Genomic DNA, 20,483 nt, shown 5'->3' with positions numbered 1-20,483 from the left:
CTTCAGATAATTTTGACTTGCTGGTTTTACCTTCCTTTTGTAGCTTCTTTTATCTGGAAATTTCTCTCAGGTAAGCCTATAAAAGAACCAGCAATAGTTTATATACACAGGTTGAGTTTGTGATTCAATACTGTCAGTTCTCTTGAGCTTAGATAATTCTGCAACTCACAAATTAGTCCTCTTTGTTTTAGCTCATCTCCAGATAAAATCAGTCCTCTTGAGGAAGCGAAGCGACCGAAAAGGACCGCGTACTCCCGAGGCGCAATTCGGGGAGTGAAAAGGACCGCGTACTCCCGAGGCGCAATTCGGGCGAGAAAAAAGCAAATTCAGGGAGTATGCTTGTAAATTTTTATGTCAAGGGAATCGTATATCTTGTACAGAGGTCTGTCTTTTTGAGTTTCAGGGTCTCTTTCAACTGAAGAAGATTCCATTTCGGGTTTTCCTGAGATTTCCAGACCTATAGCCTCCGAAAACGATGTCACTATAAGGTAAAAAGGTTCGTTTGCAGTGGTACTCTCCAGAGGCATTAAATTTTCAGAGAGGCTCACAGGTGCTGGCCCGGAATTGTCGGAAGCTCCGGAAAAGGCATCAAACTGCGCTATGTTGTCAGAAGATTTTTCTGAAAATGCATAATTTTCTTTTTCGCTGAAAGATACAAAATACGGATATTCTGATTTTGTTTCTACCAGCCACTGCACTCCTTCCACCTCATTCTGCGGGATGACCTCCGAGAATCCACCGGCATATGGGGAACTGAAACAGCTGAAAAACCCTAAAGTCCATACGAATCCCAGTACAAGAATTGCAGCTCCAAGGCCTATTGGATATCCCTTCCTGAGAAGGACGATATATACAGAGTACCCAAGCAAAGGAATCTGGGCAAATATAATGAAACTCAGGTTTGCAAACCTATCAGGAGGATAGGGTATGAAGGGATTCAGGAGAAAGCAGAGTTCCAGGAAGAAAGAGGCTATATACAGGAGTAAAAAGCGAGGATACCTGCGGACAAAGTGCTGACAAAAACGTTTACGGTTCTGCCATACGATTATTGTATTAATAATAACAAAAATTAAGGGGATGTAATACTTCCCATAGTAAAGATTGAAAAGGTGTATAAACTTAAAGACCCCGGGTTCCATGCTTGGAATTGTAGCAAAACCTGCAGCTACAAGGGTCTCAAAACGCCAGACAATATCCGGAAGGAAAACATCAAAAACCCCTGATGCGTACCTTGCATAGATAAGGAGACTGCCTGAAGTAAACGACAGGAATAGAAATAGAGGAACTATTTTTCCTGAAGAGCTGGAGAGAGGGTCTCGAGCAAGATTTTTAAAGCTAATAATTTTTTTGAGGAGACCTGACTGCATGGCTTTACCTGCAAAAGTGAGCAGCAAAGCGAAACACAGCAGATAAGTAAAAATAAAGGGATGAGCTAGCGGAAGCAAAGGTATCATAAAGAGTAAACAGACAACCATTGCCAACCTGTTTTTATGGGATATCGCATTCCAGAGTAAAAGGAGATAGAGAGGAACCAGGCAAAAAATAAGGTAATATGAAACCGTTGATACCTGAAAATGCCCGAAATATGGGATAATCGAAGAAATAAAGGTTACTGAAACCAGTTTTTCCCGGCTCATAAAACCACGATAGAACAGAAACATACCGGTAATAAATGCGATAGAAAAGACTACCGGTAAAAAGTGAGATAATACCTGTGCCCTCATGCCTGAAATAAGGCCCAGAGTTGAGACCAGGAGAGGCCCTGTAGGGGAAAGATCTGAATAGGTTGACGGGCACGAAGCTCCTGAAATTCCAGTGCTTATTGCCAGTCCCGGATATAAAAATTCGTCTCCTCTGCCTACTGAAGCGTAACCGAGCATGTAAGGGATTATCATTACGGTAATATGAACAAGCATCAGTGTGAAAACCGCACTGATCTTTCTGTACGCAAGAAGCACAAAGCATCCGGAGAAGTAACAGAAAAGCAAAATCATATAAAAACGGAAGGGAAGCTGTTCATAGATATTGACAATATATCCTTCAGGCTGGATTTCTCTGAGAATGAAGAGACTGTAAACAAGTAATAACAGAGAAATCGAGGTTAGCAGGTTCAATATTTTGTTGTTGAGTTTAGACAATGTGTCCCCCATCCTTCCGGAAAGTTACAGAGTCCAGTTCCCATACTTAAATTTAAAGCCAGCGCCTGTGTAACTCCCGTGGAGGCTATTTCACAGACAGTTTGATCTAAGGGAACTTCAGTTCTCAAATTTCCTTCTATCTAAGAGTTTCCTTAACATTCTTCTCCTTTTTCTTTTCCGTGTATGCAATTGCTTAATAAATAATTAATTGTTGTGCCCGGTGTGTAGTTTGATACAGTATTCTCAAGTTAATTAATGTTCGCATAAATAAAAATACTTGAGAATTAAAGGCTTTAGAGGTCTTATAGAGAGATAAAAGACACTTAAGTAATTTTCAGAACTTTTAAAAGATATTGATATACAAATAATAGATTACTCAAAAAAAAAGGATTTCAAGTTCCTTTTCCACAGAATGTAGAAATGAAAAAATTGAAGCCTGAAAAAAGAAATAGAGTTTATACAGAAAGAAATTGATCTAAAATTGAATTTTAAGGAGCTTAAGTCCTGTTTTATAATGAACTCCAGCTCCAGGGTTCATCCTGCAATCATCCTGCGATCAATTTTTATTATGCTGAAAACTCAGCTATATCCAGAAACCCGGATATTTCTGGAGTCAGAGATATCCTGTGTCCAGGGATTTCATAAACCTGAATTTTACATCAAAAGCATCAGAAATCATTTAAACACATGATACTCCCGGATAATCTCTAAGAGATATCTTTTCAACATCATCCAATTTACTCAGGATATGCCGGATTCTCTGTTCAACAAGCCTCCCTTTTATACACCAGTAAAAGGGCCTTTTATTTCCAAGAGATGGGAATCTGGCACAGGAAATATCCAGTGGATGGAAATAGAATATGGTATGCCCTCTTTTAAGGCTCTGCATAAGCCCGTCCAGTATAAAAGATGAGCCCAGGAACCGAAGCATCGGGCCGCCTGATGCCGGAAACTTCAATCCATGCTGACAGTAAGCCCATGGGAACTCGAGAAAGTTTCTGTCAATCCCTGCTTCAAGTTCCGTTTCCTCAGGGTAATAAGGGTAAGATGAAACTGTTCTCAGAGCTGAATCAGTTTTATTGTAAAAAGAATTTACCGAAACAGAAGAGTCATATTTAAAACCCATCTTTTCAAGGGAATCAATCATCCAACCGCTTACAAGGGCATTTGGTGCCCTATAACCTATTAGCTTTTCTCCACTGATTTTTTCAAGCATTTTCTTTGCAGTCAGAGTCCTTTGTTCAAACTCCTCCACACTCATTAATTGTTTTTTTGTCTCAGGATCAATCTTGCAAGCATGGCTAAGCCCGTGACAGGCAAGCTCGTGCCCTCTATCTGCAATTGACTCTACCAATCCCGGATAATGTTCTATAGTGTCTGCAACAACAAAAAAAGTAGCATTTACATTGAATTCGTCAAGAATGTCCAGTACCCTTTTTGTAGGCTCACTCAAGTAATCATACCTGCCGTGCCAGCTCCTAAAGAATTCGTCTACATTCCTGTAAACCGAAAAAGGTGAGCTGCAGACGGAAGGAATATGATACCAATCTTCAAGATCAACCGTAACTGAAAGACTACCTTTCATGAAATCCCTCAATACGAGCTATAATGCATATATCGTGAAACAAAAATGGAAGTTTTAATAAGAATGGGAATAGGCAACTATGCATTTCCCCACTGGCTTAGAAAGCCTCCCCACTTAAAGGAACACATAGAGAGTATAAAAGATTTTTTGAAATATCAGAGCAAATATGAAGACAAAGTGAGACTAGATTAAATAAAGTAGACCGTAACAATGAAAACAGAAAAAATAAATTTAAAAGAGGAGATAACTATAAATATTAGATAACTTCAATAAATAGACATATTCTTCTTATTTTAAGACATAAAGCAATTAAGTTTAAATTTATTAGCCTATCTACAGGGCCCCTTAAATTTTAAAAATCCATAAGTGATATTTAAACGGAAATTGTGCTTAACTTATCGAGGTATATATTTTATAAAACATAGAAGGCTTTGAGAGTATATCCAGGAATAAATAAAGTAATTTATGTTTGAGTGAAGAGAAAATATATAACTGTATTAATCCTGATTTTATTTATGGGCTCACATTTTTAAGGATACTTCAGGAAAAATACCCACTTTTTAACTGTATTAATCCTGATTTTATTTATGGGCTCACATTTTTAAGGATACTTCAGGAAAAATACCCACTTTTTTAATGAGAATATTATACATAAAAAATAAATTATCTGGCTATTGAAGCTGTTTTACCAACATAGACTTCATATTTATACAGCATATAGAATAATACTGTAAGTAGATAGGAGAAGCAACCATTAAAGAGAAAAATGGAAAGTTTGCCATAAATATAAGACAGATGCAGGAAAAAAGAAGGGGGACTTTAAATATTATTTATGAATCCGCACCTTCGTATCCGCAAGAATATTAGAACTAATATTGGAGCTAGGAAATAGAGAGAAGTACAGTATAAAAGAAGAAATAACAAAGAAAAAATAACAAAGAAAAAATAACAAAGAAGAAATAATGAATAATTTCTGTTCAAATATTACTTTTGCAAACCGGAATAGAGCTCACAACACTCCTGAAATTAAGCAAGCCTCAGATAAATAATATATAAACTGTTCTGCTTTTAGAATCTGCCGGGTAAAATCGGGGTATTTTTGCAACTTTCTCTCTAAAAAACTCTTTTTTCCGTATGATGAGGCGTACAGGGTTAATAAAATGTCTCCAATACTATATAAAAAATTTAAAAAAAATAACAAAAATATTTTATAATAGGATCGCATAACCATCAAAGTCAACTCAGAACTATATAAGTAAACAAAAATTTCGTAGATGGGTTGACCGGGCTAAAAGTGAAGGTAAAAAAGAACAGGAAATATTGACTTTAAGAAGATATCCTGAAATCAAGGCTTTTAAAAAAATGAAAAGCCAGAACTTCAGTGCCCGACCACCTCCAGTGACTGATCCCTATAATGTGATTGGAGAGTGAAACTCTGTGTGCAACGTGTCCGCCCCACATAAATCGCAGAGGACCAATTGGATAGATTCAAAAATATTACGCAAACGTAATTAGAATTTTTGAATTACCGTATAGACCCGACATAATTAGATGTTAAAAACAGAATAGGTCTAATTAGATAGTTCGGAAAAACGTTACGAGTACGTAATATGGAATTTTGAGAAATATCTGGGAAAAGTATGCGATAATCCTGGATTTTTGAGTTTACTCAAATTTTAAATCCAATCCAGAGGCGATACGATGCTAAAAAAGAATTTAGATACCCTAATCCTGACGGCATTTCTTATTTTAACAACCGTATCAACTGCTGGAGAAATACAAAACGATTCTATAGTTTTTTGAGTTTACCCAAATTCGAATCCGGCCCAAAGGTGATACGATGCCTGAAATTAAGAAGGAAACCCTATTCCTGACAGCATGTTCTCGTCTAACGTTCGTATGTGCTTTGGGGAAATATACTGAAACCCAATAAAACTTTTTGAATCCACTCAAATTCCAATCCCAACCCAAAGGTGATACGATGCTAAAAAGACAGATAGGAACCCTATTCCTAATAACGTGCCTTATTTTAACAGCCGTACCCGCTGCGTTAGGCGCACAGAATACAGTAACTGTAAATCCTGCATCTGGCTCAGATGCCCAGACTGCAATTAATAACGCAATAAACTCCGTAGCAGCAGGAGCAACATCAAGCAACCCGGGAGTGGTTATTCTCGGTGCTGGCACTTATAAGATAAGTGCACCTATAATTTTGAAATCCAATGTAGTACTGAAAGGTGCGGGCGACAATACAATAATCTTTGCTACCGGCTCAGTCTGTAACTCAGATGGATCACCTGCCTACATATACGGATCAGGTGTTTCTAACGTAGAAGTATCTCATCTTCAGTTCCAGAGTACAGCAACAGGACCTAAAGATGGAGGGCACGGAGACTACCGGAACTGCATAAAATTGACGTCTGTAACCAATGCTAAGGTACATGATATCTTACTGACTCGTTATCTATATGGTGACGGTGTCAGAATCAGTAAGAGTTCTGGAATAGAAGTATATAACTGCAGGATGCAGTCTTCAGGACACGATGGAGTGTCATTTTTATCCGGCACTAAAGATTCCAGAATGTACAACTGTTATGTTGAGGTTCAGACCAACACAGGTGTCAGGGTAGACAACTGTGCAAATATAGAGGTAGATCACAACACCTTCACAGGTAGCGCCGGGTCCGGATGGTGCTGTGTTGAGCTGGAAAACAAACTGACAAATGTGGATGTCCATCACAACATTATGCATGATTACAAAGGATCAAGCAGCAGCGCAGGCATTGGTAACTGGCACGCAAGCGGGTCGATTAGCGTTCGTGATAATGTAATGTGGAACGTGTCACCTTACATCCAGGTGGGCTCAGGTTCAAACATATTAGGACCATCTGACCGCAGCGTTGAGAACTGGGTAGCCAAAGGATACGGCTATGGATCTCTTGGAAGTGCATCGAGCTCACAGAGTACAGAAACTGTAAGCCCGACATCCGAGGAAGATTCCAAGACGACTGCTAATGAAACTGCTGTAACAGAGACAGAAGAAACCGAACTTGCTACGGAAACAAAAGAAACTGAAGTTGCAACAGCTAATAACCAGACAGCAGAGAATGAAACTGCAATAACGAAAGCTGCTCCAGAACAGGTTACTGGAACTGATAACGAATCACTGACAGAAGAGAATATATCTGAGACAGGCACCCAGACAGGAGTTAATGAGCCTCCTGTAACAGAGGCTGATCCTGAACAGGTGGTTGAAACTGATAAGACATCATTGACAGAAGAGAATTCATCAGACATTATAGACAATCGCCTCAAGGAATCCACACCTGATACGGTTTATCAGGACAAAGAATATCTCGACATCGGAGGCAGACCTGGAATAGGAAAGTACAGAGACCTGCTTTTATTTAATCTTAGCGAATACAACGATGCAGAAAATATTAGCAACGCCACTCTGTCTCTCTACTGGTACTATCCCGATGGAATTGAAAGGCCAGAGGACACAATCGTAGAAGTATACAGACCAGCTGCAGCCTGGAACCCTGAAAATGTAACCTGGAACACCAGGGACAATGGGGTGCTCTGGACACAGCCCGGAGGAGACTGGTTTGACATGAATAACGTCTCTCAGGGAGATGCGCCATATGCCACAATAACTATTAAGGGCAGTGATATACCGGATAACAGGTACTACGAGCTGAACGTAACAGACCTCGTAAAAGAGTATGTCAGCGGCGAATACGAAAACACAGGGTTCCTTATAAAAACTCGTGCTGAGAATGCAGACTATGTAGCATTCTACAGCAGTGAAATTGATGATGAAAACCAGCGCCCAATGCTGGCCATAGAAGAAAAAATATAATCTGGCACCCTTAATTGAAAGAGACAACTTGAAAAATCCGGTGTTTGTGAGATTATAAAAATCTCCTTACCGGATATTTCAGTTTCTCCTCTCTGCTTTTTATAGAAAACTCCAGAACAAATACAGGACCATTTTGAGTATATTAGCTTATTTTAGAATGGAGAAATAGTTTAACAGTGAATATTTTCAAAAGTGCCCGTATATTACTGTTTCAATCCTGAACCTGCAGCCATAAATAAAATTATTTCCAGATAGAATTCTGTCGACAAAAAGATTCGGAACCGTGCGGCTGTCCACACTATATTGTTCCGGAACAAACAGAACAATTTTACTCACACAAGCTATTTGTATACTGCGGCAATCAATGATTATTATCATTATTTAATAGCCTGCATATATTTAAGAAAAAAACAGAAATGTGGAATTAATCACTTTGGATTGTTATAAAGATTAAGCCTCTGAGATCATTGACAACTTCACGCTTCTTGAAGACCTCCATAACAGTTCTGTTCTTGCATTAATAAACTTTTTTCGAGATTGGAGGGTTATATCTCAGGACACAGGGATGAAAAATGAGTGGGAAAGATCTGGCAAATATATGGAAAAACAGGAAAAAAATGGGAGTTTGCATTACAGTCTTTATACTTCTGGTTGTGACGACTACAACAGCCCTTTCCATAACGCTACCGGAAGAAACTGTTTACGTGGCTGGAGATGGGAGAGGTGACTATAACTGTAACGGAACTGACGACCAGATAGAGATCAATGAAGCCCTCGCATACGTAGCAGAAAACCCTGAGTTTACAACAGTCCACTTGAAAGGTCCAAACACATACGTTATCTCGGACAGCATTTTGATAGGAAGCAATGTAACCTTTCAGGGGGATTCTACAGCTGTAATAAAACTCAAAGACAGAGCAGATTGGCCGTCCTTGAAGCCTCTCATTACCCAGAGAGATTTTTCGGAACAGAATATTACCATAAGAGGTTTCGAAATTGACGGGAATCATGATGGGAATGAGGAAAAAAATAAAGGTGAAGGATATTATAACCTGATCTATCTCAATAACACAACAAATATTCAGGTTCATGACATGTATATGCACGACGGTCATGGAGATGGATTGAAAGTTGAAAATAGTTCCAATATCCAGTTCTACAATAATAAGGTATATAAGCTCGGGCATGAAGGTCTCTATGGGATCCAGTCTCAATATCTGAAAGCCTGGAATAATACAATAACCTGCAGGACCAACAGCGGGCTTAGAGTATGGGATTCAAATCATGTAAAATTCCATGATAATGTTATTGATTCCTTCTATCACTGGAGTGCAGGAGGACCCGGGATTCAAATTCAAAAATCTTCAGCCGTTATGGACGATATAGAAGTCTATAATAATACTATCTACAACACTTATGGGCCCGGAATCTGGCTGGTAGGTTACGACAATTCATATTCAACAGAAGAAGCTCAGAATGTCCAAATTCACCATAATATATTTTATAGTACAGGCACGAACCCGAACATTGACTGGGTAGGAGGTATTGTAACCAGCGGGTTTTACAATACCCTGATAGAGAATAACGTGTTTGACGGGACATATCATACTGCCATTGCCCTGATGCACCCTACGGGATATTCTACGGATCTCTCACCAAAAGATACTGGATATACAACCATTGTGCGCAATAATATCATAGTGGACACACTTGAACGTAAGAACGACCCGGAAGGTACAGGGTATGGTGTAATTAATTATCTGCCTGAAACCCACAGCTTTATACTGGAAAATAACTGCTTTTACAATAATACGGCAGGAAACTATAAAAATGCAAATTCGACAGGTGATATATATGAGAACCCCCGATTTGCAAATCAGAAGGAAAATGATTACCATCTAAGATCAATAGGCGGCAGATGGAATGGAAAAACATGGGTAAAAGATTTCCAGACATCACCCTGCATTGACGCTGGATATCCGTCCTCTGATTGCTCCAATGAGCCTGATGACAATGGGGGCAGGATCAATATAGGGAGATATGGAAACACCGAAGAAGCATCAAAGTCAGGGGTGATGCCCGGATATGTTGCATGGTGGAATGAGATACTTTCACCAGAATGGAGGATACTAAGGACACTCCTGAGGATATTCCTTTTATTCTGCTTTAAAATCCAGATATAATTTATTTTCAGGTATCTTTTGAGTTAAAATTTAATTCCATCCCTGAAATAAATATTCTGGCTTAAATTTTCAGGGATTTGTTTTTATATTAGGATTAAATCTATCTGACTACTTTTAAAAGCAATTAACTTATTTTCAACTTTTACAACCCATGATTCGGACAACACATTAAATATTTACAAATTATTGGGAGGTATGTATTAATAGTGTTGCAGAGGAGATAGACAATATATTCAGAAATCAAGCTCCTTAAGCCTTAGAGAATATAAAGGGTTCCATTATTTCTTTTAAATTTATTTTAGATTTCCACAGATAACTTTTTTTAAGCTTAGAGAGTTATAGTTAAGTGTATTGGGGATACAGATGAACGAAAATAACTGGATACATAGACAGGGAGAAAAAAAGAATAAAGGAATCCTGATTTTAATTCTTATTATTCTGGTCGCAGGTGTAACTATTACCCTTTCAACTTCCCAAACCGAAATGACGGTTTACGTAAGTACTGACGGGAGTGGGGATTTCAACTGTGATGGCACCGATGACCATATAGAGATTAATGAAGCCCTCGCATATGTAGCAGAAAACCCTGAGTTTACAACAGTTCATTTGAAAGGTCCAAACACATACTTGATCTCAGACAGCATTTTTGTGGGGAGCAATACTATCCTGGAAGGGGACCCTACAGCCGTGATAAAACTTAAGGATAAAGCAGACTGGCCATTGGAGAAGCCCCTTATCACCCAGAGAGACAGCTCGGAAAGCCAGAATATTACTGTAAAAGGTTTTGAAATTGACGGGAACCATGATGGGAATAGAGAAAAAAGCAGGGGAAAAGGATATCATAACCTGGTTCACTTCCTGAACTGCAAAAATATCAGAGTTTATGATATGTACATGCACGACAGCCATGGAGATGGGTTGAAAGTTGTAAAAGGCTCTGATATCCAGTTTTATAATAACACAGTATATAAAGTCGGGCATGATGCTCTTTATATCATCTACAGTTCAGACATAGGGGCATGGAACAATAAAATAACATGCAGAACAAATAGCGGGCTCAGGGTATATAATGGAAATCATGTGAAATTCTATAATAATATCATTAATTCCGAGGGAGAAGGGGGAGCCGGAATTGAGATCCAGAAAACGGGTTCTTCAACGGTAATGGATGATATTGAGATTTATAATAACCTGCTGTACGAGACAAATGCAGCAGGGATCTGGATTACTGGTTACGGGCCTGCATATTCAAAAGATTCCGCAAAAGATGTATACATACACAATAACAGATTTTACAAAACCGGAATTAATCCTGGCGCTGCCTGGGCAGGGGGCGTGGTCCTCAACGGATTTTATAATACCCTTATAGAAGACAATGTATTCGATGGGTGCTACGGAGCGGCAATTGCCCATAAACAGGTAGATGAAGAGTTTTCATCTCCGGGATCAGATTATACGACCACTGCTAGAAATAATATAATAATTAATACCCGGTCAAGTCCTACAGCCGGAGAAGGTTATGCATTTTATAATCAGTTAGAAGACAGTCATTCATTTATCCTACAAAATAACTGTCTCCTGAACAATGCCGGTGGGAACTATATGCATGCTGAATCTACATCGGACAGAGAAGCCACCCCCGAACTGATAGAGCAGCTGAATAAAGACGACCCTTCAGAGATACAGGATTTGCCCTGTGCGGAGGCGATAAAGTCCGGCCCACAGAATATATCGTATGAAATAGATGACGGCATTGATATAGGACAGAAAAAAGGTCTTATATATGAGATAAAAAGAACGATTTCAGAGATTATAAGATCTATAAAAAAGATTTTTTTAAGTTTTATTTCGGGAGAATCTGACAATGAGGAACTTGAAATTGTCTTACCCCTGGTAATCTCAGACAATAGACTGAAGGAAGAAAATCCTGACTCGACGTTGAGGGACACTGAATATATCGACGTTGGAGAAAGCCCGGATGGCGGGAAGTACAGAGGAGTTATACTTTTTGAGCTGGGACAACTGAATAAAACAAATAAAATTGAAAAAGCAACTCTTTCTCTATTCTGGTATTACCCCGAAGAATCCCGAAAGGAAGATACTATTCTCGAAGTATACAGGCCTGAAAAATGGTGTGAAGAACATATTTCATGGGGCGCGAGAGAAATAAACACTCCATGGAAAAATCCAGGAGGGGACTGGTACGATAAAAATGGAGTATCTCAGGGCAGCACTCCTTATTCCACAATAACTTTTAAGAGCAGTAGTCTTCCTGATAACAGGTATTATGAGCTGGACGTAACAGAGCTTGTAAGGGAATACATTAGCGGGAAATATGAAAATACCGGTTTTCTTATAAAATCCAGAGCGGAAGACAGTGACTATATTGCATTCTACAGTTCGGAATGGCAAAACAAAAATCAGATGCCAAGACTTTCAATAGAATATAAAAATGAATAATATAACAGGGAAATGTGGCGAAAATTATAAGATATGGATATGAGACAGGAAGCATTTAGAAATGCATCATATCTGAAAATAAAGTCATATCAGATTGAGTCCCCGAATGCAGGTTATATATCCAAAACAGATACCTGATCCAAATGGTTTTTTACTCCAGATATTAACAAGCGGACAAAGATATGTAGAAAAATCAATAGATATTCAGGCTCTTAATGATGATTAAAATAAATAGAAAAAGATCTGGGAGATAAATTCCAGACCTTAACGAGCAAGTCCTACTCTTTCATTTCTTTTCTTCTCTACCTGCATGTCAAAGAGCATTCCGAAAAGGAGCATCTGGAGCCCTGTACCCAGTACGAGGAAGCCAAGCAGTGGGTAATATGACGGAAGAGTGTTTTGAAGCAATAGCTGGAAAATTCCCCAGAAAGCCAGGAGGACACTCAGAGGTAATGCGAGCATCCCGAGGAAGTAAAATAGCACAAGGGGATGGAAATCCAGGACAGTGTATTTGACCCTGAGCCTCCAGAGGAAACCCCTGAAAAGCATGGGTGAGACCTTACGGACATATTTGCTATATTTTATAGATGACTTCTCTCTTCCATAACGGGCAGGAATGACCACATCCATTACCCTCATTCCAAAGGCATTAAGCTTGATCAGCAGGTCGTTACAGTACCCGTAATAAGGATAGACTGCATCCAGATCGATAACTTCAAGAGCCTGCCTGGAAATGGCTGTGTACCCATTTTGTGGGTCCATTATGTGCCAGTATCCACTTCCTATTTTGGTCAGGAAGCTCAGAAGAAGGTTTCCAAAAGACCTCAACCTGCTCATCCCGGTCATAAAATTGTCTGAAAGAAGCCTGTTGCCCTTTGTATAGTCGGCAAGTCCTTCGATAATCGGAAAGATCAATCTCGGAAGATGGGCAGGATCCATCTGGTTATCCCCAGCCATAACTGCTACAATATCCATTTCATCTTTCAGAGCGAGTTTATACCCGCTAATTATCCCTGCCCCGACGCCCCTATTTACCTCGTGACGCAGATAAACTATTCTCGAGTCTCCGAACTTTTTGACTATTTCTCCTGTCCGGTCAGTGCTTCCATCATCAATCACATATATACGGTCCACATACTCTGGAATTCCGCTGAGAGTCTCACCGATAAGCAGTTCTTCGTTGTATGCAGGAACAACAACTCCTATGCGGGTACTCTCAAGCTTCCGAAATGCTGGATCGACATCAAAGCTCAGATAGTTAACCTTAAGTTTTTCAGTCTTTGCCGCAGAAAGCAGGGACTTTAAAGACATGTGCTCTTTGCCTGAACTTATATTCTGAAGTGACCTTGAGGTTACGGCAAGAAAGCCTATTTTTTCTTTAAAGGTGCTTTTCCCGTTAAGAAGCATCACAGCTTCCTGTTCACAGGAAACACGGCAGGGCCAGGAACCTACTGACAGGTCAAACCCCTGCCTTAAAGGCTCAAGGACATGGGAAAGCAAATCTATATCCTGCATGCACTCCGGATAGATGAGAACCACAAGCTCAGAATCAAGTGACGCCCTGTAGAGGACTTTAAGCAAAGCTTCCTCCCCTCCTGCAAGAGGAATAACTCTTGCCCCACCCAGAGCTGCCACTTCCATGGTTCTGTCAGTAGACCCTTTGTCAAGCACAAGTACACGATCTGCATAACTCGCCGCAAGCAGAACCTTGCTACCGATGGAAGCCTCCTCATTTTGGGCTGGAATCAGGACCGTAAACTCATGTCTTAGAGGCCTATCGGAAAGTTGAGATGGCGATGAAACTATACTAACAGGATCGGAAATTAAAGAATTGAAACAAAGTGTAAGGGCTGAATACAAACCCTCTCCACCCCCTTATGAGTATGCATTATACTATAACCCCCAGTATGTGTATAAATGCAAAAATATTAAAGGCTATCATTTGAAAGATATTTGGAATAAAATATATATAAAGTTAACATCTGACTGAAAATAATCTATGAAAATATTAATAACTTACCACAATATCCCTGCATTAAATAGAGACCTGATTATATATAAGTGTAAATTATATATTTTCACTATCGCGGTTTTTAGGCACAGGAGATATTAGAAATTAAGGCATATTCTCCCCATGTTTGGAAAATAATGCATTTGAAAGGGAGATTCGTGAGAAAAGCCAGTTTATTCACTGTAAATTTATGTATCAAAGAAAAAAGTAAAAAAATTATATGATTCAAAAATAAACAAATGTTTTCCAGATCAGAATGCTTTAACGGCTCCGCTACCCGAGGGAAATACTATATAAAAAATATTGAATCCCGGAGCACACGTGATACCTGCCCTGACTCAGTTACCTGCCATAAAGTTACTCTCCGGGATGAATATATGCTGGGACTAAATCAACCTGCGGCATCGGGCAGATAAAATAGTATGTAGAAGGAATAGTATTATTCATTTAAAGAATAATGTAGTCCCCGAATAAAAAATAATACAAAATAATCACTGTAGAAAGATCCTGCTTCTCATTCAGTAGCTGTTAAGGAAAATAATATGTCTACAGGAAGCTTATTTAGCCTTCCGAGTATAGTGAAAAGAGAAAGCTGCGAGAAAAAGGGGAGATATAAAAATTTAATATGTAAATCCTGTTTCAGAAGGCACAAAACTGTTCTTGAAGTTGCCTTGTTGAGAGATGTCCAGGAAAAATATTGAAAGTGTTAACAGGAGTTAAAAATTAAAACATAGAAGTCAGAGATATTAAAATAATCATCGTACACTGACATAAAATATTAGTGCAAGACTAAAACTTATATTCGAAGAATATTTATTCATTTAGAGGGAAGGTTTACCTGTAAAACTCAGGGTTGCCAGATGGGAATAAAGGGCTACAACTTTTAACTTACAGGTATTCCGAAAGGTTTTCCATATAAAGGGAGTATAATGGAAAACTGAGCCATAACCAATTTAAAAAAGAAGTAAGAACTAAAACCTGTATTTAAAGGATGAATTTTTAATTTACTGATAACATATTATTTGTGTTAAAATAGTGTGCTTTTCAGAAAAGGAAGAAAAAGCACATGATGGATATTTATTGTGGGGGAAAAAGAATTGATACGTGTAGGAGTGGTTGGAACCGGCTATATGGGAGAAAACCATGTCAGAATATATAGCGAAATGGAAGATGTAAGACTGATAGGTATATCCGATCCCAATTCTTCAAGGGTAAAAGAGCTTGCGGCAAGATATGACACATTGCCTTTTTCTGATCACAAAAAGATGTTCGGGAAAACAAATCTTGACGCGATAAGTATTGCAGCTCCTACTACCCTTCACTGTCCTATAGTGCTTGACGCCCTCGAAGCGGGAGTTGATGTGCTTGTAGAAAAGCCTATTGCAGACAGCGTGGAAAATGCAACTGCAATGATCGAATCCGCTGAAGAGATGGACAGGCATCTGATGGTAGGCCATATAGAAAGATTTAACCCTGCAGTCCTGAAATTAAAAGAGGTAGTTGACTCAGGAGTCCTGGGGAAAATAGTCTCAGTTTCGACAAGAAGAGTCGGTCCCTATAACCCAAGGATAAGAGATGTTGGTGTAATTCTGGATATAGGAGTCCATGATATAGATATAATCTCTTTTATTTACGGGATGAAGATAAACCAGGTTTATGCCATAGCTGGCTCGGATATCCACTCTTTTGAGGATCATGCAACTATTCATCTGCGCCTTAACCATTCGTACTCAGGACTTGTAGAAACTAACTGGCTTACTCCGCATAAAATTAGGAAGCTTACAGCCGTTGGCGTTAAAGGAGTTACATATCTTGATTATCTCGACCAGAGTGTTGAGTTTCATGACAATGGCTGGGTACAGACAGCCAGGATAGAAAAAGCTGAGCCTCTGCAAAAAGAGCTTTCCCATTTTATCTGCTGTTCCAGAGACGGAACCTGTCCGAGTCCTTCAGGGGAAGAAGGAAAACATGCTCTTGAAGTGGCTTTAGCTGCAATTCAATCATACAGGGAAGAAAAAATGATAGAGATCTGAAACTGCAGCCAGATGAAGCAACCTCCATACATTTGCCCGTTAACCTGCCTTTATTTACGGATAGAAAAATATTACGCAAAGTAAACACTACGCAAAGTAAACACTACGGAAAGAACTTATAGGTTCTAAAAAGTCAGCTTTAGGGAGCCACGATGCTTCTGCTTTCAAGAATAAATAAAAAATGGAGCCCGTTATGGGACTTCTTGAATTTACTCTAACCATGAAGGATGCCCCTTCTTTTAACATTCAGTTTTCTGGACTTCAAGTACGCGCTGGTTCTCAGGAAAAGATTGATTTTCACAACTGGACTCTGCAAAGAGATTTTTGACAGCTGCTGAAATGGTACTTATTCACAGAATAAACGCCAAGAAATTACAAAAAAATTCACGTTGTAGCTCAGAAAAGGCTCATAGATGGATTCAAACATTCAGGTCTGTGGCTGATGGAAAGTAAAATACAAAAGTCAGAGATAATTATTAAATCTAAAAAAGTAAAAGAGTCATCAATTAAAAGAAACATAATTAGTCTAAACAAAGAGAAGTGATAGATATCAATCCTTAAAAAGAAAGAAAAAAAGGATGTGCAACCTGATGAACAGGGGACGTCGGGTTACAAAAATTCTTCATCGGGAAACTATATAACCTCAAAGAAAGTTTAGTATGTAGTGGGTAATATGGAAATTGTAAAAAAGTGTAAAGAGACATTTACCGGGAATCTTGACATGATTCTCAGCTTCATGGGATTTAGCCTGGGCCTGTTCATTGTTTCATTATATTACCTTATCAATTTAAACCAGCAAGACATTGGACTTGCTGTTCTTTTTGCCTGCTTAATCTATTACGTTTTCAGAAAAAAATTTAAAAACGAAGCCCCTATTTCCCCGGGAAAAGATGAATTAAAGAGCGCACTTAATCTATCCTTTTACTTCGTATTTCTGATAAGCATTTTGATTTATAGCATGCACCTTTATTACAGGCCGTTATCTTACTTTATACTTTTATGCGTACTTGCAGGGATCATAGCCTCGGAAATTCTCTATGTAAAGAAAGGAGACCGAGTAGCTCCCATCCTGCTGCAAATATTCCTCCTTTCAATTCTCATAAGGTCCGGAATTTATTATAATTTTCCAAGCCTTATGGGTTATGATGCTTATGCACATGCCGGAATAGCAAAATTGATTACAGAGACAGGAACCGTTCCTCCAATTGAAATCAGCAGTAAATATTTTTATTACCCACTTGCCCATATTTTTGTTTCCATGACCCAGCTGATGGGCGGGCTGGACGTCAAAGATGGATTCTTTTATTCCATAGGTTTTGCTAATATCTTTATCACGGCGGGGATTTACCTTATAGGAAAAAAACTTGAAGGCCCCCAGATGGGGTTACTTGCTGCTTTGTTGATAAACCTTAATAACCACAATATTGTCACCGGAATTACCAACATAACACCGGGTTCCCTGGTCCTATGCTACTTTATAATCATTCTCTACGCGGTCTTCAGCGAAAAGCCTGGTCTGGTTCAGGCAGGTCTTCTTCTTCTGGCTACAATCCTGATGGTGCTGACCCACCAGCTGACCACATTTGTTGTTTTTCTGGCTATGATCTCGATTCTGGCGGGAAAATATCTGCATAACCTTCTTTATGGCAGTTTGCCCACCGCATCAGGCAGCTTCAATTACATACTTTTTTTTGTAATCAGTCTGCAGACCTACTGGATGTTTACATATGTCACCCGGGATACTTCTTTTTTTGAAATGATCTTCAAACCTCTTGTAGAAGTGCTCCAGTCAGGGTCCAGCTACTCAAGTGATGAGCTTATCGTAGGAAGCGCGACCAGCCAGAGCTCAATGGAAGTACTGATACTTCATATAAGCTACCTTGCCCTGCCTTTCTTTGCAATAGGAGGAGTTCTAACCTGGTTTTCCCGCAGGGACGCCGAAAAAATAAATAAATTTTCAATTGCCCTTGTTGTTGCAATTTTATATGGTTTAGCCTATGGGATTCCTTTGCTTGGCATGAGAAATTTCCTTACAAGCAGGTGGTTCCCATTGATAGCAGTATTTCTGGTACTTGTGTCTGCATCATATATGCTAAAACTTGTGAGCCTGTTCAGCTCCAGAAAAGCAAAAGTTTCTGCGGTATTTGCCATAATGCTGTTATTTTCATTTGTAATGATAACAACACCGGGAATAAATAAAGACAACCCTCTTGTAGGAAAAGATACAACTGTAAGAAACCAGTTCAAGAATATTGAAATCCAGGCTGTAAAAACTCTAACTGGAATGTATTCTGGAGGCATCTTGATGGACTCTCCCTATGATAGCTGCCTTTTTTACAGGGACCCTGGATACGATGTAAATAACGCAACATATTTCGATACTGAGCAGATAGAGTCAAAAGAAATAAGTGGCGACCATATGATACTGCTTAGAAGATCGTCCCTTGGTGAACCAGTATCCATAAATGATCCGGAAAGATACGGAGTAAATATAATCAGGCCATTACCTGCAGAGTTCTTTAACAGTTTCGATGCTCCGAAATATGAACTTGTATATGACAACGCAGAAGTACTGGCTTACCTTAAAAAGAGCAAAGAAGCAAACTAATAAGAATTTATTGGACACTAGATAAGAATTCATTGGAAACTATTATATAAATCGCCTGAGTGAAAGCTCTTATCCATGACCGGAACTGGTTTAATATATAAAAAAGGTTGAAACCCCATGTCAAACTTTATTACTAACGTACTGAAACTGGTATCAGGTAGTGTTACTGCACAGATCCTGGGCATACTTCTCATACCTATAATCACAAGAATTTATAACCCGGATGATTTTGGAATTTTTCAGCTCTTCATATCAATATCAGGCATACTTGTAATAGTTTCTACTTTTTCATATCAGCTGGCTATAATGTTGCCCAAAACAGAGGAAGACGCTGCAAATATTACCTCTGTGTGCGTCGTACTGGTGACTCTCATATCCATACTTACAGGCGTTGTGGTCTTATTTATCCCGGAAGACATCAATATTTTTAATACTCCTGGGATTTCGAAATATCTTCCTCTCCTGCCAGTGATAATATTCCTCAATGGGATGTTTTTTGTACAAAACTACTGGCTTTCAAGAAAAACCCGGTTTGGGGTTATTGCAGGGTCCAGAGTTTCAAACACCCTGACCTCAAAAATATCTCAAATAGGACTTGCAAAAATGAGTGTCACTCCATTCGGCCTGATAGGAGGATACATTGCAGGATATGCATTTGCAGACATTGTCATGCTGAAAGGTGTTAAAAAAGACATTCAGATTTTCAAAAAGGTATCAGTAAAAAGAATGAAAGAGGTAGCCATCCAGTATAAGAAATTCCCATTATTCAGCTTCTGGTCATCTATCGCGAACACCATATCCCCACAGGTCCCTGCCTTTCTGCTCGCATACTTTTACAGCACTGCGGTAGTAGGGCATTTCTCACTGGCAAATCAGGTTGTAAACCTGCCAATGGGAATTGTCGGCGGCGCTATAGGGCAGGTTTTTTTCCAGAAAGTGAGCGAGGTTAAAAACGGGAATGGAGAAGGAGATATGAAAGTCATAGTTGGCGAAGTATATAACAAACTGATTTCAATAGGTCTCTTCCCCATGATACTCCTGGTTATTCTTGGAGAGCAGATATTCACTTTTGCTTTCGGAGAAGAGTGGGGCATTTCAGGGACATATGTGAGAATCCTTGTACCCTGGATATTTCTTGTCTTTCTGTCTTCGCCTATTACAACCCTCTATAACGTATTTGAAAAACAGAAAGTCTGGCTCATTTTCAGCATGTCTCTCCTTGTCTCAAGAGTGGTGGCGCTGGTTATCGGAGGAAGGTATGGGAGCCCTGAGTTTGCTCTTGCCCTGTATAGTTTTACGGGAATTGTGTTCTGGCTATGGAACAATGCATACCTCCTGGGGCTTGCAGGAATTAGTAAGAAAGAGAGTTTAGAAGTGCTTATAAAATATGCAATAATAGGCTTTGCAGTTTCTATCCCTCTAATTCTGGTAGAACTGATTTCTTCGAGCTTTTATGTAATAATAATTACAGCTGTTATCACAACGGTCATGTATTATGCGATAACCCTTCACGAAGACCCTATGTTCAAAAAAATGTTCTCATCTTTTCTTATAAAAGTAAAAAATAGAAGCTAAGATGAGAATTGTATTTTTCTGAAAAAAT

At 39.1% G+C, this 20,483-nt stretch carries 12 protein-coding genes; 8 read left to right on the top strand and 4 right to left on the bottom strand.

Translation table 11 applies throughout. The features are described 5' to 3' along the window. Nucleotides 1-326: 326 nt before the first annotated feature. The gene (locus tag MSMAS_RS00980; protein ID WP_015411586.1) at nt 327-2,138 is read right to left on the bottom strand and encodes a hypothetical protein; all 1,812 of its coding nucleotides are present in this window, start codon (nt 2,136-2,138) and stop codon (nt 327-329) included. A 679-nt stretch (nt 2,139-2,817) separates the two neighbouring features. Then, nucleotides 2,818-3,723, bottom strand: a complete 906-nt coding sequence (locus MSMAS_RS00975) for a polysaccharide deacetylase family protein (RefSeq protein ID WP_011033066.1) — start codon at nt 3,721-3,723, stop codon at nt 2,818-2,820. Nucleotides 3,724-3,768: 45 nt separating this feature from the next. Between MSMAS_RS00975 and MSMAS_RS18505 the strand changes: the two genes are divergently transcribed. The 3 genes from MSMAS_RS18505 to MSMAS_RS00970 all read left to right on the top strand — a co-directional run bounded on the left by MSMAS_RS18505 (nt 3,769) and on the right by MSMAS_RS00970 (nt 7,585). Beyond that, nucleotides 3,769-3,915: a hypothetical protein gene (locus tag MSMAS_RS18505; RefSeq protein WP_155395168.1), complete on the top strand. Its 147-nt coding sequence runs from the start codon at nt 3,769-3,771 to the stop codon at nt 3,913-3,915. Nucleotides 3,916-4,192: 277 nt separating this feature from the next. Beyond that, nucleotides 4,193-4,360 carry a hypothetical protein gene (locus tag MSMAS_RS19340; protein WP_155395320.1) on the top strand — a complete coding sequence of 56 codons (168 nt, stop codon included), beginning with the start codon at nt 4,193-4,195 and terminating at the stop codon, nt 4,358-4,360. Nucleotides 4,361-5,704: 1,344 nt separating this feature from the next. After that, entirely contained in the window at nt 5,705-7,585 is a 1,881-nt protein-coding gene (locus MSMAS_RS00970; RefSeq protein ID WP_015411588.1) for a disaggregatase related repeat-containing protein, read from the top strand. Nucleotides 7,586-7,771: 186 nt separating this feature from the next. Here the strand turns inward: MSMAS_RS00970 and MSMAS_RS19125 are convergent, their stop codons facing one another. Next, the gene (locus MSMAS_RS19125; RefSeq protein ID WP_155395167.1) at nt 7,772-7,921 is read right to left on the bottom strand and encodes a hypothetical protein; all 150 of its coding nucleotides are present in this window, start codon (nt 7,919-7,921) and stop codon (nt 7,772-7,774) included. 236 nt (nt 7,922-8,157) lie between these two features. Between MSMAS_RS19125 and MSMAS_RS00965 the strand changes: the two genes are divergently transcribed. Then, nucleotides 8,158-9,768 carry a right-handed parallel beta-helix repeat-containing protein gene (locus MSMAS_RS00965; protein WP_011033068.1) on the top strand — a complete coding sequence of 537 codons (1,611 nt, stop codon included), beginning with the start codon at nt 8,158-8,160 and terminating at the stop codon, nt 9,766-9,768. Between the two features lie 363 nt (nt 9,769-10,131). Beyond that, entirely contained in the window at nt 10,132-12,228 is a 2,097-nt protein-coding gene (locus tag MSMAS_RS00960) for a disaggregatase related repeat-containing protein (RefSeq protein ID WP_011033069.1), read from the top strand. A 264-nt stretch (nt 12,229-12,492) separates the two neighbouring features. On the opposite strand, the gene MSMAS_RS00955 is transcribed toward MSMAS_RS00960, so the two are convergent. Continuing rightward, a complete protein-coding gene (locus MSMAS_RS00955) occupies nt 12,493-14,088 on the bottom strand; it encodes a glycosyltransferase family 2 protein (protein WP_011033070.1) in 1,596 nt (531 codons plus the stop codon). 1,248 nt (nt 14,089-15,336) lie between these two features. On the opposite strand from MSMAS_RS00955, the gene MSMAS_RS00950 reads away from it, so the two are divergent. From MSMAS_RS00950 to MSMAS_RS00940, 3 genes are all read left to right on the top strand, one after another. After that, on the top strand, nt 15,337-16,272 hold the full coding sequence (locus MSMAS_RS00950) for a UDP-N-acetylglucosamine 3-dehydrogenase (RefSeq protein ID WP_230633320.1): 936 nt from the start codon (nt 15,337-15,339) through the stop codon (nt 16,270-16,272). 673 nt (nt 16,273-16,945) lie between these two features. Beyond that, complete coding sequence (locus tag MSMAS_RS00945) at nt 16,946-18,880, top strand: hypothetical protein (protein ID WP_048046279.1); 1,935 nt, start codon at nt 16,946-16,948, stop codon at nt 18,878-18,880. A 117-nt stretch (nt 18,881-18,997) separates the two neighbouring features. Further along, nucleotides 18,998-20,455, top strand: a complete 1,458-nt coding sequence (locus MSMAS_RS00940) for a lipopolysaccharide biosynthesis protein (protein WP_011033073.1) — start codon at nt 18,998-19,000, stop codon at nt 20,453-20,455. Nucleotides 20,456-20,483: the final 28 nt, after the last annotated feature.

The organism is Methanosarcina mazei S-6 (assembly GCF_000970205.1).
Lineage (GTDB): Archaea > Halobacteriota > Methanosarcinia > Methanosarcinales > Methanosarcinaceae > Methanosarcina > Methanosarcina mazei.
This window is presented reverse-complemented; position numbering and strand designations above follow the sequence as displayed.